Annotated in this window: 18 protein-coding genes and 1 pseudogene; 8 read left to right on the forward strand and 11 right to left on the reverse strand. The window is 38.0% G+C overall.

Translation table 11 applies throughout. The features are described 5' to 3' along the window. Nucleotides 1–19: 19 nt before the first annotated feature. Entirely contained in the window at nucleotides 20–715 is a 696-nt protein-coding gene (locus ACE1TH_RS06680) for an isochorismatase family protein (RefSeq protein WP_375078609.1), read from the reverse strand. 380 nt (nucleotides 716–1,095) lie between these two features. Here ACE1TH_RS06680 and ACE1TH_RS06685 point away from each other — a divergent pair, with 380 nt between their 5' ends. The 5 genes from ACE1TH_RS06685 (at nucleotide 1,096) to ACE1TH_RS06705 (ending at nucleotide 6,438) form a co-directional block, all read left to right on the forward strand. Then, nucleotides 1,096–1,515, forward strand: a complete 420-nt coding sequence (locus ACE1TH_RS06685) for an Lrp/AsnC family transcriptional regulator (RefSeq protein ID WP_255225199.1) — start codon at nucleotides 1,096–1,098, stop codon at nucleotides 1,513–1,515. 70 nt (nucleotides 1,516–1,585) lie between these two features. Beyond that, entirely contained in the window at nucleotides 1,586–1,978 is a 393-nt protein-coding gene (locus ACE1TH_RS06690; RefSeq protein WP_099300649.1) for a MerR family transcriptional regulator, read from the forward strand. Continuing rightward, nucleotides 1,971–3,476, forward strand: coding sequence for a class I adenylate-forming enzyme family protein (locus ACE1TH_RS06695; RefSeq protein ID WP_099300648.1), 1,506 nt, complete (start codon nucleotides 1,971–1,973; stop codon nucleotides 3,474–3,476). Before ACE1TH_RS06690 ends, ACE1TH_RS06695 begins: the two co-directional genes overlap by 8 nt. Continuing rightward, a complete protein-coding gene (locus tag ACE1TH_RS06700; protein WP_099300647.1) occupies nucleotides 3,473–5,149 on the forward strand; it encodes an acyl-CoA dehydrogenase family protein in 1,677 nt (558 codons plus the stop codon). The genes ACE1TH_RS06695 and ACE1TH_RS06700 overlap by 4 nt, the downstream gene beginning before the upstream one ends. 86 nt (nucleotides 5,150–5,235) lie before the next feature. After that, complete coding sequence (locus ACE1TH_RS06705; RefSeq protein WP_375078610.1) at nucleotides 5,236–6,438, forward strand: glycoside hydrolase family 5 protein; 1,203 nt, start codon at nucleotides 5,236–5,238, stop codon at nucleotides 6,436–6,438. Between the two features lie 184 nt (nucleotides 6,439–6,622). Here the strand turns inward: ACE1TH_RS06705 and nagE are convergent, their stop codons facing one another. The 3 genes from nagE to ACE1TH_RS06720 all read right to left on the reverse strand — a co-directional run bounded on the left by nagE (nucleotide 6,623) and on the right by ACE1TH_RS06720 (nucleotide 9,778). Further along, nucleotides 6,623–8,077, reverse strand: a complete 1,455-nt coding sequence (gene nagE / locus ACE1TH_RS06710; RefSeq protein WP_375078611.1) for an N-acetylglucosamine-specific PTS transporter subunit IIBC — start codon at nucleotides 8,075–8,077, stop codon at nucleotides 6,623–6,625. A gap of 131 nt (nucleotides 8,078–8,208) precedes the next feature. Further along, nucleotides 8,209–9,036: a PRD domain-containing protein gene (locus ACE1TH_RS06715; protein WP_375078612.1), complete on the reverse strand. Its 828-nt coding sequence runs from the start codon at nucleotides 9,034–9,036 to the stop codon at nucleotides 8,209–8,211. A 160-nt stretch (nucleotides 9,037–9,196) separates the two neighbouring features. Further along, on the reverse strand, nucleotides 9,197–9,778 hold the full coding sequence (locus ACE1TH_RS06720) for a TetR/AcrR family transcriptional regulator (protein ID WP_375078613.1): 582 nt from the start codon (nucleotides 9,776–9,778) through the stop codon (nucleotides 9,197–9,199). A gap of 138 nt (nucleotides 9,779–9,916) precedes the next feature. On the opposite strand from ACE1TH_RS06720, the gene ACE1TH_RS06725 reads away from it, so the two are divergent. After that, on the forward strand, nucleotides 9,917–10,951 hold the full coding sequence (locus tag ACE1TH_RS06725; protein WP_375078614.1) for an NAD(P)-dependent alcohol dehydrogenase: 1,035 nt from the start codon (nucleotides 9,917–9,919) through the stop codon (nucleotides 10,949–10,951). A 56-nt stretch (nucleotides 10,952–11,007) separates the two neighbouring features. Here ACE1TH_RS06725 and ACE1TH_RS06730 read toward each other — a convergent pair. Both ACE1TH_RS06730 and ACE1TH_RS06735 read right to left on the reverse strand, forming a co-directional pair. Continuing rightward, nucleotides 11,008–11,208, reverse strand: a pseudogene (locus ACE1TH_RS06730) (oxalate decarboxylase); the annotation flags it as partial. A 100-nt stretch (nucleotides 11,209–11,308) separates the two neighbouring features. Beyond that, nucleotides 11,309–11,683: a hypothetical protein gene (locus tag ACE1TH_RS06735; RefSeq protein WP_375078615.1), complete on the reverse strand. Its 375-nt coding sequence runs from the start codon at nucleotides 11,681–11,683 to the stop codon at nucleotides 11,309–11,311. Nucleotides 11,684–12,286: 603 nt separating this feature from the next. Here ACE1TH_RS06735 and ACE1TH_RS06740 point away from each other — a divergent pair. Then, nucleotides 12,287–13,576, forward strand: a complete 1,290-nt coding sequence (locus ACE1TH_RS06740; RefSeq protein ID WP_375078616.1) for a Na+/H+ antiporter NhaC family protein — start codon at nucleotides 12,287–12,289, stop codon at nucleotides 13,574–13,576. Nucleotides 13,577–13,657: 81 nt separating this feature from the next. Here ACE1TH_RS06740 and ACE1TH_RS06745 read toward each other — a convergent pair whose 3' ends face one another. Next, nucleotides 13,658–13,918 carry a hypothetical protein gene (locus ACE1TH_RS06745; protein WP_375078617.1) on the reverse strand — a complete coding sequence of 87 codons (261 nt, stop codon included), beginning with the start codon at nucleotides 13,916–13,918 and terminating at the stop codon, nucleotides 13,658–13,660. Between the two features lie 168 nt (nucleotides 13,919–14,086). On the opposite strand from ACE1TH_RS06745, the gene ACE1TH_RS06750 reads away from it, so the two are divergent. After that, nucleotides 14,087–14,419 (forward strand): helix-turn-helix domain-containing protein, encoded by a 333-nt coding sequence (locus ACE1TH_RS06750; RefSeq protein WP_375078618.1) that lies wholly within the window; start codon nucleotides 14,087–14,089, stop codon nucleotides 14,417–14,419. Nucleotides 14,420–14,534: 115 nt separating this feature from the next. Here the strand turns inward: ACE1TH_RS06750 and ACE1TH_RS06755 are convergent, their stop codons facing one another. From ACE1TH_RS06755 to ACE1TH_RS06770, 4 genes are all read right to left on the reverse strand, one after another. Next, the gene (locus tag ACE1TH_RS06755; protein ID WP_375078619.1) at nucleotides 14,535–17,534 is read right to left on the reverse strand and encodes a DEAD/DEAH box helicase; all 3,000 of its coding nucleotides are present in this window, start codon (nucleotides 17,532–17,534) and stop codon (nucleotides 14,535–14,537) included. Further along, entirely contained in the window at nucleotides 17,527–18,300 is a 774-nt protein-coding gene (locus ACE1TH_RS06760) for a Hachiman antiphage defense system protein HamA (protein WP_375078620.1), read from the reverse strand. Before ACE1TH_RS06760 ends, ACE1TH_RS06755 begins: the two co-directional genes overlap by 8 nt. Before the next feature lie 144 nt (nucleotides 18,301–18,444). Further along, nucleotides 18,445–19,515, reverse strand: a complete 1,071-nt coding sequence (locus tag ACE1TH_RS06765) for a hypothetical protein (protein ID WP_375078800.1) — start codon at nucleotides 19,513–19,515, stop codon at nucleotides 18,445–18,447. Nucleotides 19,516–20,025: 510 nt separating this feature from the next. Beyond that, nucleotides 20,026–20,889 (reverse strand): AraC family transcriptional regulator, encoded by an 864-nt coding sequence (locus ACE1TH_RS06770; protein WP_375078621.1) that lies wholly within the window; start codon nucleotides 20,887–20,889, stop codon nucleotides 20,026–20,028. Nucleotides 20,890–21,076 lie beyond the last annotated feature (187 nt).

Here is a 21,076-nt window from a genome sequence, read left to right on the forward strand (position 1 = left end):
TGTAACTGTTTTGACCGTCTTATACAAAAATTTCTTTTACCACCATCTCCGTCGTCATGACTTTTGCAAACTCCCCCTCTAGTGTTACAAGCGATAGCTCATGAACCGTACTTGCGTCATAGTAGCGGTTGTTATGTCCTGTTAGCTCAAAAGCGGCTGTTGCGTCTTCCACCACATATGTATCAAAACCTAAATTCGCGCTCATCCTTACCGTCGTTGAGACACAATGTGGTGTTGTTAACCCAGTTACCACAACGGTTGTCACGCCATGCTCTTTCAACATTTTTTCTAAATCCGTATGAACGAAACTACTATTAACTTGTTTTTCAATATGAAAATCATGAGGATCCTGATGAAGGCTAGATTTTAATTGTTGACTGCTACTCCCTTTATAAAACAATGAAGTTGGGTTTTCTGACACATGCGTAATCATCACCACCATTTGCCCATTCGCCCGCCAGGTTTTTAATATTTTATTAATATTCGCTTCGGCATCAAGATTGTTACGCTCTCCCCAACTTGGATCGTTAAATGCTTCTTGAACATCGATAATGAAAAGTGCCTTTTTGTTCGAATTTCTTTTACAAAGTGCCCCGTTACAATTTGGACAAACACTTTTCATTAATTCTGTACAAGCCTTGCAAAACGTGCAGCCGTGAACACAACTAAACCATTCGTTCTTGATAAACTTCTTACACTTGAGACATTGATTCATTCCCTTATCCCCCTACCTATTTTGTACTATCGTAATGGAAATTGCGCTGTAACCGAATACGTTTTATTCGTCAATTCTGACTTTTCACCTTAAAATAAAAGGATAAAATCTGAGTCACTTTCATAATCTGAAATTGATGCGAAAAAGATGGTCGATCTATCTAAAGTGGCGAACGCTTTCCCCGGGCACGGTCTCAGCCATTTCCGCGTAAAACCTCGCTCCAATGTCTTCAAACTCGTGCTGTTCCCGAGGGAGTCGTCGCCATTTAATTAGAAGAATGTTAAAAACAATATTGCTGTTATTATTCCTAAATATGACTATTACTACCTGTTATGAAATTCGTTCGTTATAAACAATTTAAGTTTGAAGGAGATCCGAAAATGGATGAAATTAATCGCAACATTTTAACGTTACTTCAAGAAGATGGCCGAATGTCCATGACCGAATTAGGAAAAAAGATTTCTTTATCGATTCCAGCTGTTACAGAACGAGTCAAACGTCTGGAAGAAAGCGGCGTGATTGAGGGCTATGGCGCCAAAATCAATTCGATTAAACTAAATAAATCCGTAAAAGCATTCATGCTCGTAAAGACACATAAATGCAAACAGTTTAGAGCATTTTGCACAGACAACCCTATCGTGATTGAGTGTCACAGACTCACTGGTGAGTACAGCTACTTAGTCAAAATTATCACAGAGACCAATGAACAATTAGAACAGTTTATAGACACGGTCATGGAATACGGCGAGCCTTACACAATGATGAACTTATCCTCACCTGTCTTGAACAAGCCGATTTAACGATAAGAATGCCCTTGAACTTAACGTTAACGTCAACGATATACTTAAATCATTCAGGAGGTGACATCGATTGAACACCATCAGCAAAATTGCGGCTGACTTTGATGTAACAACGCGGACGATTCGGTACTATGAAGAACTTGGATTAATTACCTCTCAGCGCACAGAAGGAAATCAGCGCCTTTATTCAAAAAAAGAATACGCCAAGTTGAAGCTGATTTTTCGCGGAAAACGCTATGGCTTCTCACTCGAAGAAATTAAAGAAATGGTGTTGTTGTTTGATCGAGATCGCTCTGGCGCCGCTCAGTTGGAACGAACAATACGCTACGGCAACCAACGACTGAAACAAATTGACGAAAAAATCGCAGAACTAACGGAAATGAAACAAGAGCTTCTCCATCTTAGAGATTCGTTTGCGCAAAAACTAGAAAACTTGACTCAAAAGGAGAATGACGATGAATAGTGCTCAATTCGTTAGCCGTAACGCTCGTAAATACCCGAATGCCATGGCAATTCACAGCCCCCTTCGTGCATACACGTATGCGCAGCTTGAGACAGAAGTGAATGGCTTAGCGAATGCCCTTCTCAATCTCAGCATTAAACAAGGCGACCGTGTTTGTTTGTTTATGCCGAACACACCAGCTTTTATAAGTAGTTATTTTGCTGTTCAACGGATTGGGGCAATTGTTGTGCCGATCAATGCCAAGTTTACGCTTGAAGAAGTACAGCACGTCATCAATCATGCTGAACCTAGCTGTATCATCGTTGACGATGCTCTATTCCCAGTAGTTGCTAGTGTTTCAAACGTTCCTCTCAAAATTAAAACAGGTTCTCCATCCTCTGACTGGAAACACTTTGAGACGCTTATTGCGGAAGCAAGTCATGCAGACATTCACATCCCTTTAACCGAAGATGACCTGAGCACCATCCTTTATACATCTGGCACAACCGGAGACCCGAAAGGTGTGTTATTCAGCTATCGCAACATCTTAACCGTTGCGCAAATGATTGCGGTCGAGCTGGAAGTGAAACCAGAAAGCAAGCTGCTCATAATGATGCCTCTTACCCACTCTGCTCCGCTTCATTTGTTTTTAATGGCGGGTATCATCACCGGATCGACTATCGTCATCACGCCAACCTTTTCACCTGACCAACTTTTGGAAGCGGTTTCTAAACAAAAGACGACGCACTTCTTTGGAGCCCCGGTCGCTTATTTAATGACCGCAAACCATCCTTCCCTTTCAGAATATGACCTGTCTTCAATGAACTGGTGGGTGTACGGTGGTGCTCCCCTTGCGAAAGATCAAATTGACTTTATTGAGAAGAATTTAAATACGAAGCGGCTTACATGCGTTTATGGCTTAACCGAAGCTGGTCCAAGTGGATCAATTCTATTACCCGAAGAACATGGCGAAAAAACCGGCAGTATCGGCAAGCGCGCCCCGCTTCATACAGAACTACGAATTGTCACAAACGACGGTGACGATGTGCCAACAGGGGAAATTGGTGAGATTGTCTTAGCTGGCGAAGGCAATATGGTCGGCTATTACAGAAATGAGCAAGCAACAAAAGCGGCTTTTATTGGTGAGTGGCTTAAAACCGGTGATTTAGCAAGACGTGATCAAGATGGTTACATCTATGTTGTGGATCGGAAGCGCGACGTCATTATTTCCGGCGGCGTCAACATTTATCCAAAAGAAATTGAAGACGTACTTGTGACCTATGACAGCATTCAAGAAGCGGCAGTTATCGGAATGCCCCACCCTGAATGGGGTGAAACAGTCACGGCCTACTTTGCCGCCTCTGAAACCATTGATGTGGAAGCAGTTAAACAGTTTCTCCAGCTCCATCTCGCCGCTTATAAAATTCCGCGCATCTTTGGACAAGTGAAGCAGCTCCCTCGTAACGCCTCGGGCAAAATTTTAAAACGCGCTTTAAAAGAAGGAGTGAAAGAAGCATGAATGTCTTGCAAAAACCACTTCGCATAAACGGCTACAAGGCGAATTTTTTCACTGATGATGACACACTGCTCACGATCTTAAAAGAGAAGCTCCCACACGACTTCTATCACTATGCAATCGAACAGCTCACTTTATACGGAAAAAAATGCGCTACAGACATTGACGCGCGTGCGAAATACACGGATCGTGATGGCCAGCCCCGCTTACAGCGCTACAATCAATTCGGAGAAGAAGTATCAGAAGTGTGGGTGAATGAAGGCTATGAGAAGACGGTCTCCGAATCGTATCAGACTGGAATGGTTGGCTACGTTCACAAGGACATTCCTGAACTAAACCAAAAAGGAAACTACCTATACAGCTTTGCGTTAGGGTATCTTGTCTCGCAAACCGACCCGGGCTTTTATTGTCCGGTCACGTTAACGATGGCGACGGCTTACTTGCTCGAGAACTATGCGAATGATGAAGTGAAGCAAAGGTTCTTGCCACATGTGTGTGCAACGGGTGATACAGATTTATTTGAGGGGGCAACCTTTTTAACGGAGAGACAAGGCGGTTCAGATGTTGGCGCAAACGTGGTAGCCGCTGTTCACGATGGTGATCATTACAGACTATATGGAGAAAAGTATTTCGCCTCAAATGCGGGGAGATGCGGAGTTGCGATGGTGCTGGCACGACGGGAAGGCGCTCCAGCTGGAACAAAAGGACTTACGCTGTTTGCTGTGCCTTGGAATGGTGAAGACGGCAAACGAAACAAGCTTCGCATAAGACGCCTTAAAGATAAGCTCGGCGTGCGCTCGGTTCCTTCTGGAGAGGTCGAGTTTGATGGTTCGGTCGCCTATGTTGTCGGCGATGAAACCCGAGGTTTTTACTATATGATGGAAGCCCTCAATTTGTCGCGTATTTGCAACGCCGTCGCTTCCATCGGTATCATGAGACGCGCTTATGAAGAAGCCCGCCACTATGCAGAAGCACGCCATGCATTTGGGCAAAGCCTGCTCCAACTGCCAATGATTCGGCAGACGCTTGCTGGATTGAAGGCAAAACTAGAAGTTGAGGTAGCCGCAGTATTTGATCTGATTCACCTATATGACAAAGTCGCAGCAGGAGAAGCCTCAGAAAACGAAGTCATTCTCCATCGTCTATACATTGCCATTTTGAAAAAAGAATCAGCCGAGATGGCGATTCACTTTAGTCATGAAGCGATTGAGATGCATGGAGGGAACGGCTATATTGAAGATTTTGTCACGCCAAGACTGTTACGTGACGCGCAAGTTCTGACTGTTTGGGAAGGAACAGCAAATATACTGGGCCAAGAGTTAATTCGACTTGTGAAAAAATTCTCCGCTCATACACTATTTCTCACAGAAATGAAGGCTCGATTAAGTGCATTACAGCATACAGAATTGATCATGATGGTAAACGAACAACTCAATACAGTTGAAGAAAAACTACATCAATTTGCTCAAGCAGATGCGCACATTCAACAAACCGAGGCAAAATCACTTATGCAGCAACTCGCCTACTTGTACGAAAGTGTGGTTGCGTTAGAATGGGCTGCGAAAAATGGCGAGCAATATGAGGCGCTTGCGGAAATCTACCTAGAAGAAACATGGCAAACAAGAACATTTGGGAAGCAGTCAAAGGCAAACGAGTATGCATCGCAGTTTCTATAATTCGTATATAAATAATTCAAAAACCGTTGTTTTCTCTCATAGATTTCCTCTATAGACCGTATTCCTTTATAAAGGAGAGGATTTAAATGACGGACATGCAAGCTGCAAATGAACAGACAGATGTTGAATTAAAGACGATCGTGCACACTCACATACAAACAGGCTATACACCTTTTTTAAAAACAGATGGGAAGAAATTGCGAAACGAGTTTGGTACTGGTGATGAAGTTATCTTGCGCGGAACGAATGCAGGTGGTTGGCTTGTCATGGAAAATTGGATGTCACCAACAAATGCACCGGATCAAAAAACAGCACTTGATACGCTCACATCTCGGTTTGGAAAAGGAACTGCTTGGGAACTTGTGAACCTTTTTCAAGATGCGTACTGGCAAGAAAGCGATTTTGACCGCATTAAGGATGAAGGTATGAATGTCATTCGCCTTCCCTTTACTTATTTTGAAATGTTGAACGATGACGGGAGTTTAAAAGCAACTGCTTTCGACCGAATAGACTGGTTTGTAAAAGAAGCAGCATTACGTTCCTTGTACGTTATTTTAGATTTACACGGTGCACCTGGATCCCAAAACGGCAAAGATCATTCTGGCGATACGCGCTACCCAGACGTGGGAAATTTATATGGAAACGCCAAGAATATGGATCGAACGGTCTTTTTATGGGAGCGCATTGCAGAACGGTATAAAGACCAGCCATGGATTGCTGGGTACGACTTACTGAATGAGCCTGGTGGCGCAAGTGGAAAAGAACAGTTTGATTTTTATGATCGCCTTTATCGAGCGATTCGAAAAAAAGATCCAGATCATATCATCATTATCGAAGCGATTTGGGACCCGATGGACCTTCCTCACCCCGATTTGTACGGGTGGGAAAACGTTGTGTATTCCTACCATTTTTACGGCTGGGACGATATCGACAATCTTGATTATCAAAAGCAGTTTGTGGATTCAAAAGTAACCATGGTGAATGAGATGACAAATTATCCTGTCCCTCTGTTCGTTGGCGAATTTACGTTGTTCAACAATTTACAGAGTTGGGATTATGCACTACGTGTGTATGAAGATCAAGGATGGAGTTATACGACATGGACGTATAAAGTAACAGGTCAAGGAAGTAGTTGGGGCATGTACACTGGAAACCCATCGGAAGTGGATATTTATTCTGACAGTGAAGCAGACATTAGAAGAAATTGGGCTACTGCTGCAACGGAAACAAGTTTCACTCGAAATGATGCGATTGTCGATGTGATTCAAAGCTATACAAAACGTCCATAGGACATAGAAAAGGCCGGGACGAAACGTTGAGTTCTTCTTAAAAGAAAAAGCAGAGTCCATCGCTTTCCATGAACGTGGGTTCTCCTTACGTTACTTTAGATGAAAAACGGAAAGACGAATAATCCAAAATTTGGATCTTCGTCTTTTCATTCTATTCATATCCTTCTGTCCCTGACTTTTTTAATTAGTTTTTGCGAATCTTATTCATTTCATCTGCCACAAACTGGACTTGAGTGCCAACAACGACTTGGATATTGTGGTCGGACACAACGTTAATGCCTGGTACACCCGTTTGTTTAATTTTTGCTTGATCGACTTTCCCCATATCCTTCACTTCCAGCCGTAAACGTGTGACACAATTATCAATTGAGACGACATTGTCATCGCCACCTAAAGCTTGATAAATCGTGCTCGCCATCATCGCCATTTTGTTTGATCCCTCTAATTCCGTTGGTTCTTCCGAGATGTCCAAGCCCTCTCCTTCAGGCTCACGACCTGGCGTCATTAAATTAAATTTCACAATCAAGAATCGGAATAATACGTAATAGACTACGCCGAAAATGACACCTTGAATGAGCAGCATGTACGGCTGATTCGCCATCTCAAGAGGGAAGCCTAAGAAGAAATCAAGCAACCCAGCGCTAAAGGAAAATCCTGCTGTCCATTGGAAAAACGCTGCAATAGCGAGAGACAGTCCCGTTAAGGCTGCATGAACAACAAACAAGAGCGGTGCAACAAACATAAACGCAAATTCAATAGGCTCTGTTACCCCTGTTAAAAATGCCGCAAAACCTGCCGCTAACATCAAAGAACCGATTTGTTTCTTTTTGCTTGCATGCGCGGTATGGTACATCGCCAAGGCTGCTGCTGGCACACCAAACATCATAATTGGAAAGAAGCCTGCTTGATAACGTCCGGTGATGCCTACTTCTCCCTCTCCGTCCCAATAGTTTCCGATATCATTTATTCCTGCCACATCAAACCAGAATACGGAGTTTAACGCGTGATGGAGTCCTGTCGGAATAAGCAAACGGTTGAAAAAGCCATACAGCCCAGCTCCAATAAAATCAAGTTGGCTGATCCACATTCCAAACGTGACAAGACCGTTATACACATATGGCCAAATATAAAAGAACACAGCTGATAATGCCATCATCACTGCTGCCGTTACAATTGGCACTAACCTTTTCCCACTAAAGAAGGCTAACGCCGCCGGTAGCTGCACGTGACTGAAGCGGTTGTACATAATTGAGGCAACAACACCAGATAAAATCCCAATAAATTGATTGGTAATGACACCAAATGCTGGGTTCACATCGTCCACTGCAATCTGCGAAAGTTCTGCGACCGATTCAACGGATAATACCTCCGTAATGACGAGAAATGCAACGAGCCCACTTAAAGCTGCTGCTCCATCTTTGTCTTTCGATAAACCAAGGGCAACACCTAGCGCAAATAACATGCCCATATTGCCTATAATTGAATCTCCTGCTGCAATCATAAAGGCCGAAACAACGCTATCCTCTCCCCAAGAAAATTGACCGATCCACGCCCCAACACCAAGAAGAACAGCTGCTGCGGGAAGTACGGCGACCGGAAGCATCAATGACCGTCCGAGCCGCTGTAAATAATTCATCATCTTCTTTCACTCCTTCGTCCAATTTTTATAAAAAAAGACATAAAAAACCCAAACAACAGCTAGCGTTCATCTGAATAAAAGCTAGTTGCTATTTGGGTTATGCCTGTTTTACCAGTAACACGCCAAATGCGTTATAAAAGTAATCGATTAATATGAAGTGTTAAATAAATTTTTTCATTTTGCGTAATATCCCAACTATAGTGCTTATTTAGGATACGAGCAATCTTATTCGCACATCCAAATGCTTTCTGATACTTTGCTTTAATCATTTCAATAAGGTCATCATCCATATCATTTTGATCTAGATTCTCCCCGTGTATTTGGCGCAATAAAAAGTAGCGCAAGTGGGTGAGAAGGCGCAAATAATTTAGCGACTGTTCATTTAATTCCAGCTCATAATGGTACTCAATGACCGTAATCACTTGGTTAATCGCCTCGGTCATTTTCATTGTTTCTGAAAGCTGTGCCGAACGCCCTTGAGCGTTTACAAAATGATACGTTAAAAAGGTTTCTTCGCTTTTCGGCAAAATGATATCAGATGTATCATACACGACGCGAATGGCTTCAACGGCCGCTTGGTGTTCTTTCGGATAAAGCTTTTGCAGCTCCCACCGATTTGTATGCGGATAGTCTACGTTTTCATGAACCCGCTTGACCGCATGATGGACATGATCTGCGAGCGCTAAAAACAATTGTTGATTGAGTGTTGCACCAATCACCGCTTCAGCTGTTTGAATCATTTTTTCCGTTGTTTCAAAGATCGAGATGGGAATTTCTTCAATCATGTCGACAAAAGGACGTCGTGAAGCAGCGATGAATTTCTTCTTTATTTTTTCTTCATTAATTAAAGATCCTTTTTCCTTCCCAAAGCCTACACCGTTCCCCAGAACGACCCACTCTGTTCCAGAAGCATCTTCAACCAATGCAACATTATTATTAAATGACTTAATGAGGTTCATAGCGCGTCCCCTCCGGAAAATCCAAAACCTAGAATTAATGCCTAATCGCGTTAGTAACACCTTCTAATGAGGTCATTATAGTACATGTTTCACAAGGCGTAAATGTTTATTTTGTCGTTCGCGATAAAAACTCTGTCTATGATTTTTAAGATAACGGTTGCTATTTTAAAAAATACAGCTCATCTAGTTTATAGTAAAAAATCTTCAATAATTGTTGCGCCATGTAAACTGTAGAATTCGCGTAATCACTCTTAATCCATTCAATTACTAAACCATAAAGGCCATAAGCTCTGAACTGTACAAATAACTCACGATCAATTTCTTTATGTTTTTGTAATAAAAAGTGCAAATCCTCTTCAAACAGTGCAATAAACTTGGACAACACTCGCTCCCGAAATTCACTCAAGAAGGATGATGTGACCATCAATGAAAAAAATACTTTATTTTCTTCGATGTACGCAAACAGCAAAATGTCATTTGCTGAAACCGACATTAAGTTTTGGTGATGATGATTGCGATAAGGAGTTCGAAAGGCGTAGGTTAACCCTTCGAACATATCTCCAATTAATTCATTCATCACGTCTTCCTTCCCATGAAAATGAAGGTAAAACGTTCCTCGATTATAACCAGCATGTTCAACAATATTCTTTACCGTAATCGTTTCATATGGATTGTTTTCCATTAAAATTAATAAGCTATTCTTCAAATCTTTTTTTGTCCGTACTACTCGTTTATCAACCAAAAGAACGCCTCCACTTACGTTAATCAACATATAGAGATAATCTGTCTATTAAGCACACACTCCACTTAGTTATGCACATTGTTTCGTTCACATAATCGTATTAAGTTGAGAGTATCACATATAAAGGGGTACTGAGAAATGAAACAAGCTAAAATGAAAGCGTATCGCATCACAGAATTAGGGAAAGCACCTCATTTACAAACGATTGATATTCCTCAGCCGAAATATGGTGAAGTACTAATTCGCATGGCTGGCGCAGGAATTTGTCATACCGACTTAGAAGTAATTGATCACGGGTCTCCTGTTCTTCCTTGGGAAGGTCCCTTTACGTTAGGCCATGAAAATGCAGGTTATATTGAAAAACGTGGTGAAGGCGTAACTGATTTTGAAATCGGCGAATCCGTTATCGTTTCAACAATCCATTCTTGCGGCTACTGTGAGTACTGTTTATCAGGTAACGATAACTACTGTGAAAATGTCAGTTCGCGTGGATTAAGAGAAGATGGCGGCATGGCAGAATACATGATTGCTGACCAACGAGAACTTGTCTCATTAGGTGAGCTTAAACCTAGCGATTATGTTGCGATTGCCGATGCAGGTTTAACACCTTATGCTTCCGTTAAATATGCGCGTGAAAAAATTCCTGGCGACGGTTATGCTGTAGTTATTGGCACAGGTGGACTTGGCTTTTTCGCGATTCAATTTCTTAAAAGCTTAACGTCAGCTACCGTCATTGCTTTAGACATTAACGAAGATCGATTGGAAGAAATGAAAACATACGGAGCGGACGTTGTCTTTAAATCCGATGAGCATGCCAAAGACAAGATTAAGGAGCTGACAGATGGAAAAGGCGTTCACGCAGTGTTTGATTTTGTCGGCATTGACGCGACGTTAAAATTAGCTGCAGAAATTACAAAGGGGCTTGGCATTATTAGTTTAGTTGGTTTAGGCGGAGGCTCGCTTCCATTCCAATGGGGTTCGGTTAAACCAGGCGTAGAGTTACGAATTTCTCAAGGCGGGACATTAAGTCATTTACGCGAGATCATTAACTTAGCGAAACGCGGACAAGTGAAGATGCAAACGCAAAAATATGACTTTGAAAACTTGAGTGAAGCATTAGACGATTTACGAAACGGAAACGTCAAAGGACGAGCGGTACTAACATTTAAGTAAAGGAGAAAGAGACCGGGAGAAGCAGACCCAGTCTCTTTTTTTGACTGTGTTACTCACAGTCGCCGTAGCCATACACCGGATTCTAATAACGAAAAGCGCAAGTTCGGAACTAACCCGCTATCCGTTTTCGGCGGCACGAGAATATTCGGGTTTTGCAGGTCGCGCCATAGATTACGTGGCCCTCGGTCAACGCCCCCTGCTCCGTCGCTTCGAATCGGCTGGGGAATGTGACGGTTTTCATTCGCTTGATTGTCCATAGATCTCCTCCTGCAGCTATTAAGCTTCTTTATATCTATTCGTAATTAAAAAGCGAATGACAACTATAAAAAAGCATGCAGCGGTTGGTTGGCGGCATGCTTACGAATTGTTTAGATGATTAGCTTTCTTTATTCGGAATGCTAGATAACCGCCGATACTGAACGGAATTAATTGCAAAAGAGAAAAGAAACCTAAAGCCGACGAGACAGTAAACGGTTTGAAAAACGAATCCCAGTAAGGATCAGCAGGTAACCATACAAGCACGTAGGATAAGAGTAGTGATGGCAGTGGAACAAGAAAAACCCATTTCCACGATAACCAGCTCTTAGCCAAAAAGCCACTGGCGAGTGAAGCAATAATCCATATCCCGTAACCCATTATTGTGCGTCCAACAAAGTCCCAGTACATCGCTAAGAATCCGAATGGAATGAGCGAAAAGAGAATTAAGAGCAGGGTTCGGAAGGGTTGTTTCATCAAGAAGCCTCCTTATGAAATTCCAGTTATCAGAGTTCTCCACATGATCTAGTAAATCAGTAAGCTTTTAATTATATGAAAGATGTGGATTTCCAGCAAAAATCCCTTCAAAAGGATCAGTATTATTACCATGAATTTGAACAATAACTACCTCATTAATGTAGACACCTTTCTTTAAGGGTAACATTGACTTTAAATTCTCATAAGAGGATTTTCATTAATATTTATAAAATAATCTTTAAGTTTTCTTTAAACTCGTCTAATTCTTCAGTTATCGCAACAAAAGGAGCAACAAAATCTCCCCGAACCTACATAATTCTGAAACTCCATGATGTTTAACAATAGTATTTTGATGATGAAAGAGATTGCATGACCGGAAGAAAAATGGATGAACAACGCTTTTCTTTTCACCTTCCGTAAAAAAAAGATTTTCAATCGAGCGTTTTTTTGTTATGCTACCTTCTTATGTATGACTTGGCCATTTTTTCGTCATGCTACAAACTGACAAAAGAATTTGGCTTTTATTTTTAGCTTAGAATCTGCCTCAACGATCACGTTGAGCAAGACTGTTATTAATTTTTATTTAGGGGTGTGCACGCATCAATGATTAAACCGAATCCATGGGCATTAACCCCCTTTCTCATTTTCTTGAGTTTATTTATCGGGGCAGGAATCGTAACCGGGGATTTTTATGCGTTTCCGGTTATTGTCGCCATTGTAATCGCTAGTGCGTTTGCGCTTGCAATGAACCGACAAGAATCTTTTTCAAAAAAAATCGATCATTTTAGTAAGGGCGCCGGGCATCCAAATGTCATGCTGATGGTGCTGATCTTCTTATTAGCTGGCGCCTTTTCTGGCATAACAAATGCCATGGGTGCCGTGGATTCCACTGTTCAGCTTGCGCTAGCAGTCGTTCCTCAAGACTTACTTGCTGTTGGTTTGTTTGTCATCGCTTGTTTTATTTCGTTAGCGATGGGAACATCGGTCGGGACGATTGTCGCATTAGCACCAATCGGCGTTGGCATTAGCGAGATCACAGATATTCCTACAGCGTTAATCATCGCCGCCATTATTGGAGGAGCCATGTTCGGCGACAACCTTTCGTTCATTTCTGACACCACCATAACAGCAGTTCGTTCCCAAGGTGCACAAATGAAGGACAAGTTTAAAGTGAATTTCTGGATTGTCTTGCCAGCTACAATTATCACGTGCATCCTCTTATGGACATTAACTTCCGGCGAAAGCGCGCCAATTGAATACACGAGCTTCAGCTGGTATAAAATCGTGCCATATGTGCTGGTTATCGCTTTTGCGATTGCCGGAATGAACGTCTTTATTGTTTTGACTCTCGGGATTGTATTGGCAGGAATCATCGGCTTAGTAGATGGGAGCTTTCAACTGTTGCAACTCTTGCAAAGCATTGGTGAAGGTATGGAAGGCATGTATGAAATGGCGTTCCTTGCTATTCTAATCGCTGGAATGATGGAATTGATTCGGTTAAACGGAGGCATTGAATTTCTACTGCAACTCGTCACAAAACGAGTAAAATCTAGAAAAAGCGCAGAATTTGGGATTGCCGGTTTAGTTGGCCTTACGAATCTCTCGACTGCCAATAACACAATCGCCATTATGATCGCTGGACCACTTGCGAAAAACATTGCCAATCAATATGAGATTGAGCCTAGGAAATCCGCAAGTGTATTAGATCTATTTTCATGCACTGTCCAAGGACTGATTCCATATGGCGCTCAGCTCTTAATTGCCGCAGGTGTGGCAGGCATTTCGCCAGTGAGCATTGTTCCCTATTCCTTTTATCCGATGCTCATCGCCATTTGCGGAAGTGTTGCGATTTTAATTGGTTATCCGAAAAAGAAAGAAAAGAGTAGACCGTAAAGAGTGGCACCCCAACTGTTAGAGTGAACATCTAGCAGTTGGGGTGTTTTTTATGACAAAGCATATGGATGATTGATGAAATTACTCTTTCTTTTGATGGACTTTTGCAAGCAGCTGCTCAAACGTCTTCAAATCGTTCTCTATGTGAAACAGCTCTTTGACCGCGTACTGCTGATACCACTCGATTGCCTCTTTCACCTCATGATGCAGCTTCGTATCATAACTTTTCCATGTACCTTGTCCTGATTGAAGAATGGTTTCCGCTTGTTTCGTTAAGAATGCAAGGTTGTGAATAATCCCAGTGTACAAACATGACCTGACGCCGTAAGGGATTTGTGGCATGCAGAGGCTCCTTTCGAGTGAATTTGGTTACTTTAGTAATAAAAAATTAGTTATTGTTTACTTTAATAACCATAATATCAATTTATTATCACTTTAGCAACCATTTTTAACGAACAATTTTGTACTTTAGTAACCATGATCAATATAATTATCTTTAGGTGATTTTATATGAGAGCAGAAGAATTTGGTTTATATATTAGAAGTCTCAGAAAAGAAAAACAGATGACAATTAGACAACTTGAATTATATTCAGGTGTCTCCCATTCGTACCTTTCACAATTAGAAAATGGAAAAAAAGACATCCCCTCTGCGAATGTCCTTAACAAAATAAGTAAAGCATTAAAACTTCCTCAAGAGCTATTAATGCAAAAAGCCGGTTATATTGAAGGAGATCAATTGGTTGATCTTAAACAAAATAAATTTCAAGATTTGACTGATGATGAGATTAGATATCTTGAGGAACAGCTGGAGCTTTTTCGGCGGTTGAAGGGGAAGAAATAGAATGTAAAACAACAGAGAGACATTCTCTGTTGTTCACTCTAACAGTCTTTACTTTTCTAACTTCTAAAGAGATATTCAACTCGATAATTGATTGTCAATTAATAGAAGACTAATCTCATTCTAAAATCTCAAGTACAGAAACTAGTTCATTGTAACTATATTTAGACATATTATTAATAGACAATTCTAAAATTATTTCTCTTCTCTCAATTAATAAGTTAATTAGTTGATTCTTATTTTCATAATAAAAATGAAATTGATTCGCGACTTTAGAAATGAAAATTACTATTTCTCTATTGTTAGTAAATGAGCTATGAAGATCAAGCTGTATTTTTTCGCTATAACCATGAGATAAAAAACGTGGCCAACTTAAAATCGATTCACTAAGGGCTTTATCATTCTCCACTAATAGGTTTTCCGCTATTTTTATTATTCCTGTACTTATATTTTGAAAACTGTTTAACACTGTGTTGAATAATCTTAAGACCTTATCCACACTTAAATTCATTTCTAAACTTATCTCTCCATACCAATAACCCTTTAGCCACAAATCTATTATCTTCATAAAGTCTTCTCTTGTAAGGTTACAGTTATTTCTATCATTAAATAGTACAAGTTCAATGTTTATTTGAGGAATATTAAAAACCATTTGGGTTATTAATTCTATCCATTCTCTCATAACAGGTGTATCTGTTGTAAACCAAATATCATTATCAAGATCTAAATAATTTCTAACTTGTTCATAAAACCTAACATTTACGTTACTTTTCTTTAGTATTATATAATCATTAGATTTGACATAATTTTTTATTTTTTTCCCTCTTTCATTAAATACTGTTTTAAGTATTTCTTTTTCGTTTGAATTTAGTCGCAAATAAGCGTAAGTTTGTTTTATAAGCTCATTTATTATATCCTCTAGTTCATCTTCTTTTATTTCCTCAGCTAATATACTAATAATAGACGAATCTATGTCATCTATAATTTTTAAGATATTCTCATTTTGGTTTTCTAGTAATGTATTAGTTAATTTAATCTGCTTAGTGTAAATTGTTCTAGCAATAGCCCTAATTATTTCTGATAATGGTCCATCAGTGTCATCAATTCCTTTATTGAGCATGGTTTCTTCAACGATATCAAAATCTTTATGATTTGGAACAATTATTAACCCTTTTATAGTGATACCTGCTCTTCCAGCTCTTCCAATTAAATTTTTTAAATTCCTTTTAGGAATATTTATATCTTGGTAATATTTACCATTAAAGGATTTTATTCTTGTTGTATGAATTAAGAGAGTTTTAATTGGCAGGTTTACACCTTCAGAGATTGTGCTAGTGCATATCATCATGCTTACATCTTTATTTCTAATGGCTTCTTCTATAAGTTCTCTAACATTTTGAGGTAAATCACCATGGTGATAAACCATTCCGATACTTGTTGATCTTGTCAGTAAATATTCAGAACCAAATATCACCTCAAAAAAAGTACTTAAATTATGCATTTTTTCCATTCTTGCATATTTTGAAGGTTTAGGTAAATTTATAAAATTGTGTCGTAGCTGTTTTTCTAATTCAATCGCAAGGCCTTCAATGCCATTACTCCCTTTTGTTGGTGTGAAAATTGCAACAGGGCCCATATTTAAAGATTTAACAGCAATCGCTATTGTTCTAGATTTAATTGAATTAAATTTATAAGTATTTAGTCTTCCAGTGCTATTATTTAAAAATATAAAATCATTCTTAGTTAGAAGATTACCTACCTGATAATTTAATATTTTATTATTAAACGTTTTTATTTCAAGATTGAAGTTATTAAATTGATTAGGAGTCAGAAACCCAATATCTACTTCTGTTGGTTTATAATTCGAAGTTACCAACGTATTCTGATCACCTCCAAGCCATTGATTTACATTATCAATGTTAGGTAAGATCGCAGAAAGATAGATAAATCTTACTGGGTCTTTTTTATTTTTCATCTTTGATAATAAGAGTTCATATTTTATACCCCGTTGATTGTCTATTAGTAAATGACCCTCATCGCAAATAACTAGATTAATCATGTTTTCAATATCTGGTAACAAGCTACTTATAGATAAGAAGCTCTCTGGTGTTGCGATAATTAAATTTACATCTTCTATAGATTCATAATCACTAGCAATTGAATGACTTCCCCCATAAAGTACTTTACTAATTATGCCTAAATTTTTAATTTTAGGCACTAAATTTTTCTTTAATTCAAATGCTAATGCTCGAAATGGGACAAGAAATAACATTTTTTTATCTTGTTGCTTTAGAAAGTGCTGATAAATAATGATCTCGCAGATAGCAGTTTTTCCAGCGCTAGTTGGCATCTTTAATGTATAAGATTGTTCGTTACTCAAAATACCTTTAGATAAGGCTTCTCTTTGAGAATGAAAAAAAGACCAAATAGAAGGATTTTGAAACAATTTTCTACTAATGTAATTATTCCAAGGGTCTAAATCTTCATCCGGTTTAAGGTTTTGTTTTATATCAGTCCAAATATTATTACATTTAAATTCCCTAATTAAATATAAACTAATTTTAAAATAAACATAATCTTCAGGATCGCTTTGCATCGACAACTCTTTCATCTTTCTAAACACATTGATTAATTCAATTAATCTAGTTTGATTACCAGTGTTTAAATATTCATATAAATAACTGGTGTAAGTATTTTCTATATACATGTTTCTACTAAGGAAACAATAAAGAAATTTTTGAATTTCTGTTTTAAATTGTTTGACTTCAAATAACCTCATAAGGATAAAGGATGTAGTGGGGTAACCTGATATATAATACAAAGATGCTACTAAAAGCATATTTGTAGAATAATCTACTCCTTTAAAAGCGTCTCTAGTATTTTCTAATGAATAAATTTCTAATCCTTTTCCTAAAAGAAAGATTTCTTTTTTATCATTTATATCTAAAGATATATTTTCATCTAACACATCAAATAATTTACTAACTAATGATATATAGAAATCATCAGATCTATCTAAGAAATTATAATTAAATGATTGATCTTTTAATTCAAAATTTATATGTGTGTGCCATGATTCTGAATCAGCTATCCAACTAATTAATTCCTCATCAAGCAAGAAATTCCCCTCCCTTATCATAAATCCCCATGTATGTGTTCTCATAGGTGTCTTTAAGCATATCTATAGAAATTACAATTATTTCCAAACCATTAAATACATCAATCTCTCTTGTTTTTTTAAACTCATCTATTTCAAAGGATTTATCTATAACTGCAATAGCTTTATATAATGTAGTGAATTCGCCAAATTTCACAGGATTTCTAAATCTCTTTAAAGTATTTATTTTTTCAACATTAATTTCTTTTACATATTTGTCATTTAACCAATTCATTGTAATTGCTAATCTTTTTAAATAATCATCTTTCGCACCCTCTACTGCATCTTTTATTGGATCACGGTTACTTTTTGTAGACTTACATTTAACTTCTGCAGAGATAAGAACATCTTCACTGCTAACAACTTCATTTCTATGAAATAAAATGACATCTGTTTTTTGAACAGGTTTATTTTTATCATCCTTCCATAACCATTTTTTAGGACCCCATAAATTTAAATGATGATGTTTCTCTTTTAATAAAAAAAATGAAAGTATCTCCCCAAATTCCCCTGCTTTTACATTACCTTCATCCGGTAAATAAGAGTTCATAATTTCTTTATAATCCAACGAAAGAGCTTTCATAGAATCTAAAAGCTTATCGTCTTCAATATAGCAAGCTCTAAATAAATTTGGTAATGTATCTTTTAAATTTTCAGCAATTGATTCTTTTAGTCTGAAGATCAGATAATCTTCATCACTCTCATCAAAATGGAATAATACACTCATGTAAATATCTCCTTTGTAAACTATAATGTTATTAAAATATAAACAGACTTTAATTATGGTCATTCCTGATTGTATACTGATATTTTATTGGACAACTTATAGCTCACGCTAACGTTCTCACTGTTTCTTGCGCACTTCTTACCTTTAAAATTTATTTGATTTATACAAAGTCAACCTTGAATATTTACTTAAATCATTTCTAAGATGCTCCCAATTATTTTGCGTTTCTGTTACGTAATTATTATAATCTTTACTATTCATGGTTTCTTCTAAACAACTATACTTTGTATAAAAACGCTCATTATATTGATTTTCGGCAAATAAGAATCCTTTAACTATGTATGCTAACAATTTTTCTTTATTGTCACCAGTTCTATAATGTATATTATACACCCCCCCATCAATAATATTTAATATTGTGCCTAGTATTAAAACCCAACGCGCTACACTAGGTAAATGTTTTTTATCGGTACTATATTCTTCGTCATTTAAAATCTTTTGTGTGATTAGAAAATTACTTCTAATTGCAAATGACCACCAATAAAATAACTCTATAGGTTCTATATTTAAATCCTTCTCAACCATATCTTCAAATTTCCCATAAATTAAGAGTAAATTTCTAAAATTATCAGTTGCGGCAAATGCATCTGCATCCATTTCTAAAGTTCTAAAATCTAATGATGAAACATTTTTTATATTTTTACTATTATCTTTTTCAAACATTTGAATATGCTGCATATCATTCTGATCTTTCGAATTTAAATATTCACAATGCCCATTAAATAGATGACCTAGCTCATGGGTAATAATAAAACGAGAAACAAAAATGGTAAGTAATCCAGCTAATTTGTAATCTATAACTTTACTATCGAAATAATTAGGATTACCATGCTTATCAAATTTTATAAACTCATAAGATGATTCTTCCATATCTTCAATATGTAATTTATCCAAGAAATCAGCTGTTTGCATTTTTGTAAATCCATAAAAGTAATCAAAATAATTATCTATCACCCCTTTATTTATTTGAATATTATCTAAATTATCTTTAAACCAGGCTTTTCCTCCTAAGCTTGAATCTTCTTTAATATTAAATTCCAAACTATAGTTTGATGTATTAGTTTTAAGAGATTTTAATACAAGATACTGATATTGTTCATAGATATTCTTTGCCCTATTTTTAATATCAATATAAAAATCCTTTTTATTAACCATTTCAACCAATTAAGTCACCCTCACAACATTATATTATTTTTATTGATTATTTCCCATAAACGTATTTTAACTATTAGAATTGATAAAAGAGCATTTAATCTAATCAGTAGAAATGTACATTCCTTAAAACTCGATTAATAATTCTTGGTAAGAGATCTTTCTAATTATATTCACAAGCTACCTCCATTTACAAAATAAAAATTAAAAATTTTTCTGTGACATATGAGATTACTATTAACTTCTTTTAGGTATCGATTGCTTTATAATAACATAACGAATCACTTCTTTTTAGAGTATAAAAAAAAGGAGAATCTTACAATGATCGTCAGTAATGATGTTTATAAATTAGCACTTACATCAAAAAGCTGTTCACATTGAGGGCTATAAAAGACCTCAATGTGAACAGCTAATTGTACTACTATTCTTTAAATTACTCCCTAAAGAACTTTAATTATAAATTCACCAAAACAAAACTCCCACAAAACCCTAATCTACTAATCCTTCCCTTCCTCACTTCAACGGAATCCAAATCTCCGCATAAGAATCTTCTTTCATAGAATCTTCATCTACATAGACTTCAAGCTCAGGAGTGCCCGCGTGCTCGTAGGGATTTGACGGAAACCATTCTGAAAAAATCTCTTTCCACACTTTTTGAATCGCGCTTGGAGCTGGTCCGTGTACTTCGAATACACCCCACGTTGATGCTGGTAAAACAAGCTTCTCGAACTCATCTGATTCACTCGCAGAGGACTCTGCTGCAATCCAATATTCTACCTTTTCTAGACTTGTATTCACTTGATGGTCTACGCATACGCCCATCAAAGCTTTGATTTCTCCGTTGTTTAACTGGGCCAAGGTTGCGATCGTTCCATCCTTTGCAGCTTGATCCCACATCTTTGGTATTTCCCTCGTATTCTCATCGTTCTTAAGTGAGTATGTCCTCCTTGTTCCAATTACTTGAAATTCGTCTCGTTCTACTACCCGATAGCGCATTGGATTTGCTCCCTTCAATTTTACGTGCACGACAAGCCGATTGTACGCATTTACTTTGCCTAGTCCTTTTCGAATAGCACTTGGTGTAACCCCGTGTTGCTTACGGAAGGATTTTGTAAATGCTTCTGGAGTTTCGTACTGGTATTTGTACGCAAGATCAATGATTTTCAGATCTGAACGGACCAACTCTTGTGCTGCCAGCGTTAAGCGCCGTTTGCGTAAGTAATCTCCAACAGACATATCCGTTAACACGGCAAACAACCGTTGAAAATGAAACGGGGAGACATTGGCTTGTTTCGCGATCTCGCCGATTGTGAGCGGCTCACATAAATGTGTCTCCATATAGTCAATCGTTTCTTGCAATACATCAATCATTGCCATACCCTCAACTCCTTAGCTTTATCTTAAAACGATTCCTCAACATAATCTGGTCTATTTGTGCGCGGTTGTAACCGATTTTTATACAGATTTATTATACCGTAATGCCATAATAAATCGGTCTAGATTCGACTCAAATAACGATTACCTTTACAGACGAGAGAGAAGTAAATGAGGTGCGACCTCTTCT

The sequence above is a fragment of the Shouchella sp. JSM 1781072 genome, from assembly GCF_041949915.1.
Taxonomy (GTDB): domain Bacteria; phylum Bacillota; class Bacilli; order Bacillales; family Bacillaceae_D; genus Shouchella.

Bases quoted from the DNA above. Each gene is read 5' to 3' on its own strand.
- ACE1TH_RS06725 (WP_375078614.1), top strand. From the start codon at position 9,917: ATGAAACAAGCTAAAATGAAAGCGTATCGCATCACAGAATTAGGGAAA.
- ACE1TH_RS06765 (WP_375078800.1), bottom strand. From the start codon at position 19,515: ATGGTTAATAAAAAGGATTTTTATATTGATATTAAAAATAGGGCAAAG.
- ACE1TH_RS06770 (WP_375078621.1), bottom strand. From the start codon at position 20,889: ATGGCAATGATTGATGTATTGCAAGAAACGATTGACTATATGGAGACA.
- ACE1TH_RS06750 (WP_375078618.1), top strand. From the start codon at position 14,087: ATGAGAGCAGAAGAATTTGGTTTATATATTAGAAGTCTCAGAAAAGAA.
- nagE (WP_375078611.1), bottom strand. From the start codon at position 8,077: ATGATGAATTATTTACAGCGGCTCGGACGGTCATTGATGCTTCCGGTC.
- ACE1TH_RS06740 (WP_375078616.1), top strand. From the start codon at position 12,287: ATGATTAAACCGAATCCATGGGCATTAACCCCCTTTCTCATTTTCTTG.
- ACE1TH_RS06700 (WP_099300647.1), top strand. From the start codon at position 3,473: ATGAATGTCTTGCAAAAACCACTTCGCATAAACGGCTACAAGGCGAAT.
- ACE1TH_RS06760 (WP_375078620.1), bottom strand. From the start codon at position 18,300: ATGAGTGTATTATTCCATTTTGATGAGAGTGATGAAGATTATCTGATC.
- ACE1TH_RS06680 (WP_375078609.1), bottom strand. From the start codon at position 715: ATGAATCAATGTCTCAAGTGTAAGAAGTTTATCAAGAACGAATGGTTT.
- ACE1TH_RS06685 (WP_255225199.1), top strand. From the start codon at position 1,096: ATGGATGAAATTAATCGCAACATTTTAACGTTACTTCAAGAAGATGGC.
- ACE1TH_RS06695 (WP_099300648.1), top strand. From the start codon at position 1,971: ATGAATAGTGCTCAATTCGTTAGCCGTAACGCTCGTAAATACCCGAAT.
- ACE1TH_RS06705 (WP_375078610.1), top strand. From the start codon at position 5,236: ATGACGGACATGCAAGCTGCAAATGAACAGACAGATGTTGAATTAAAG.
- ACE1TH_RS06715 (WP_375078612.1), bottom strand. From the start codon at position 9,036: ATGAACCTCATTAAGTCATTTAATAATAATGTTGCATTGGTTGAAGAT.
- ACE1TH_RS06745 (WP_375078617.1), bottom strand. From the start codon at position 13,918: ATGCCACAAATCCCTTACGGCGTCAGGTCATGTTTGTACACTGGGATT.
- ACE1TH_RS06735 (WP_375078615.1), bottom strand. From the start codon at position 11,683: ATGAAACAACCCTTCCGAACCCTGCTCTTAATTCTCTTTTCGCTCATT.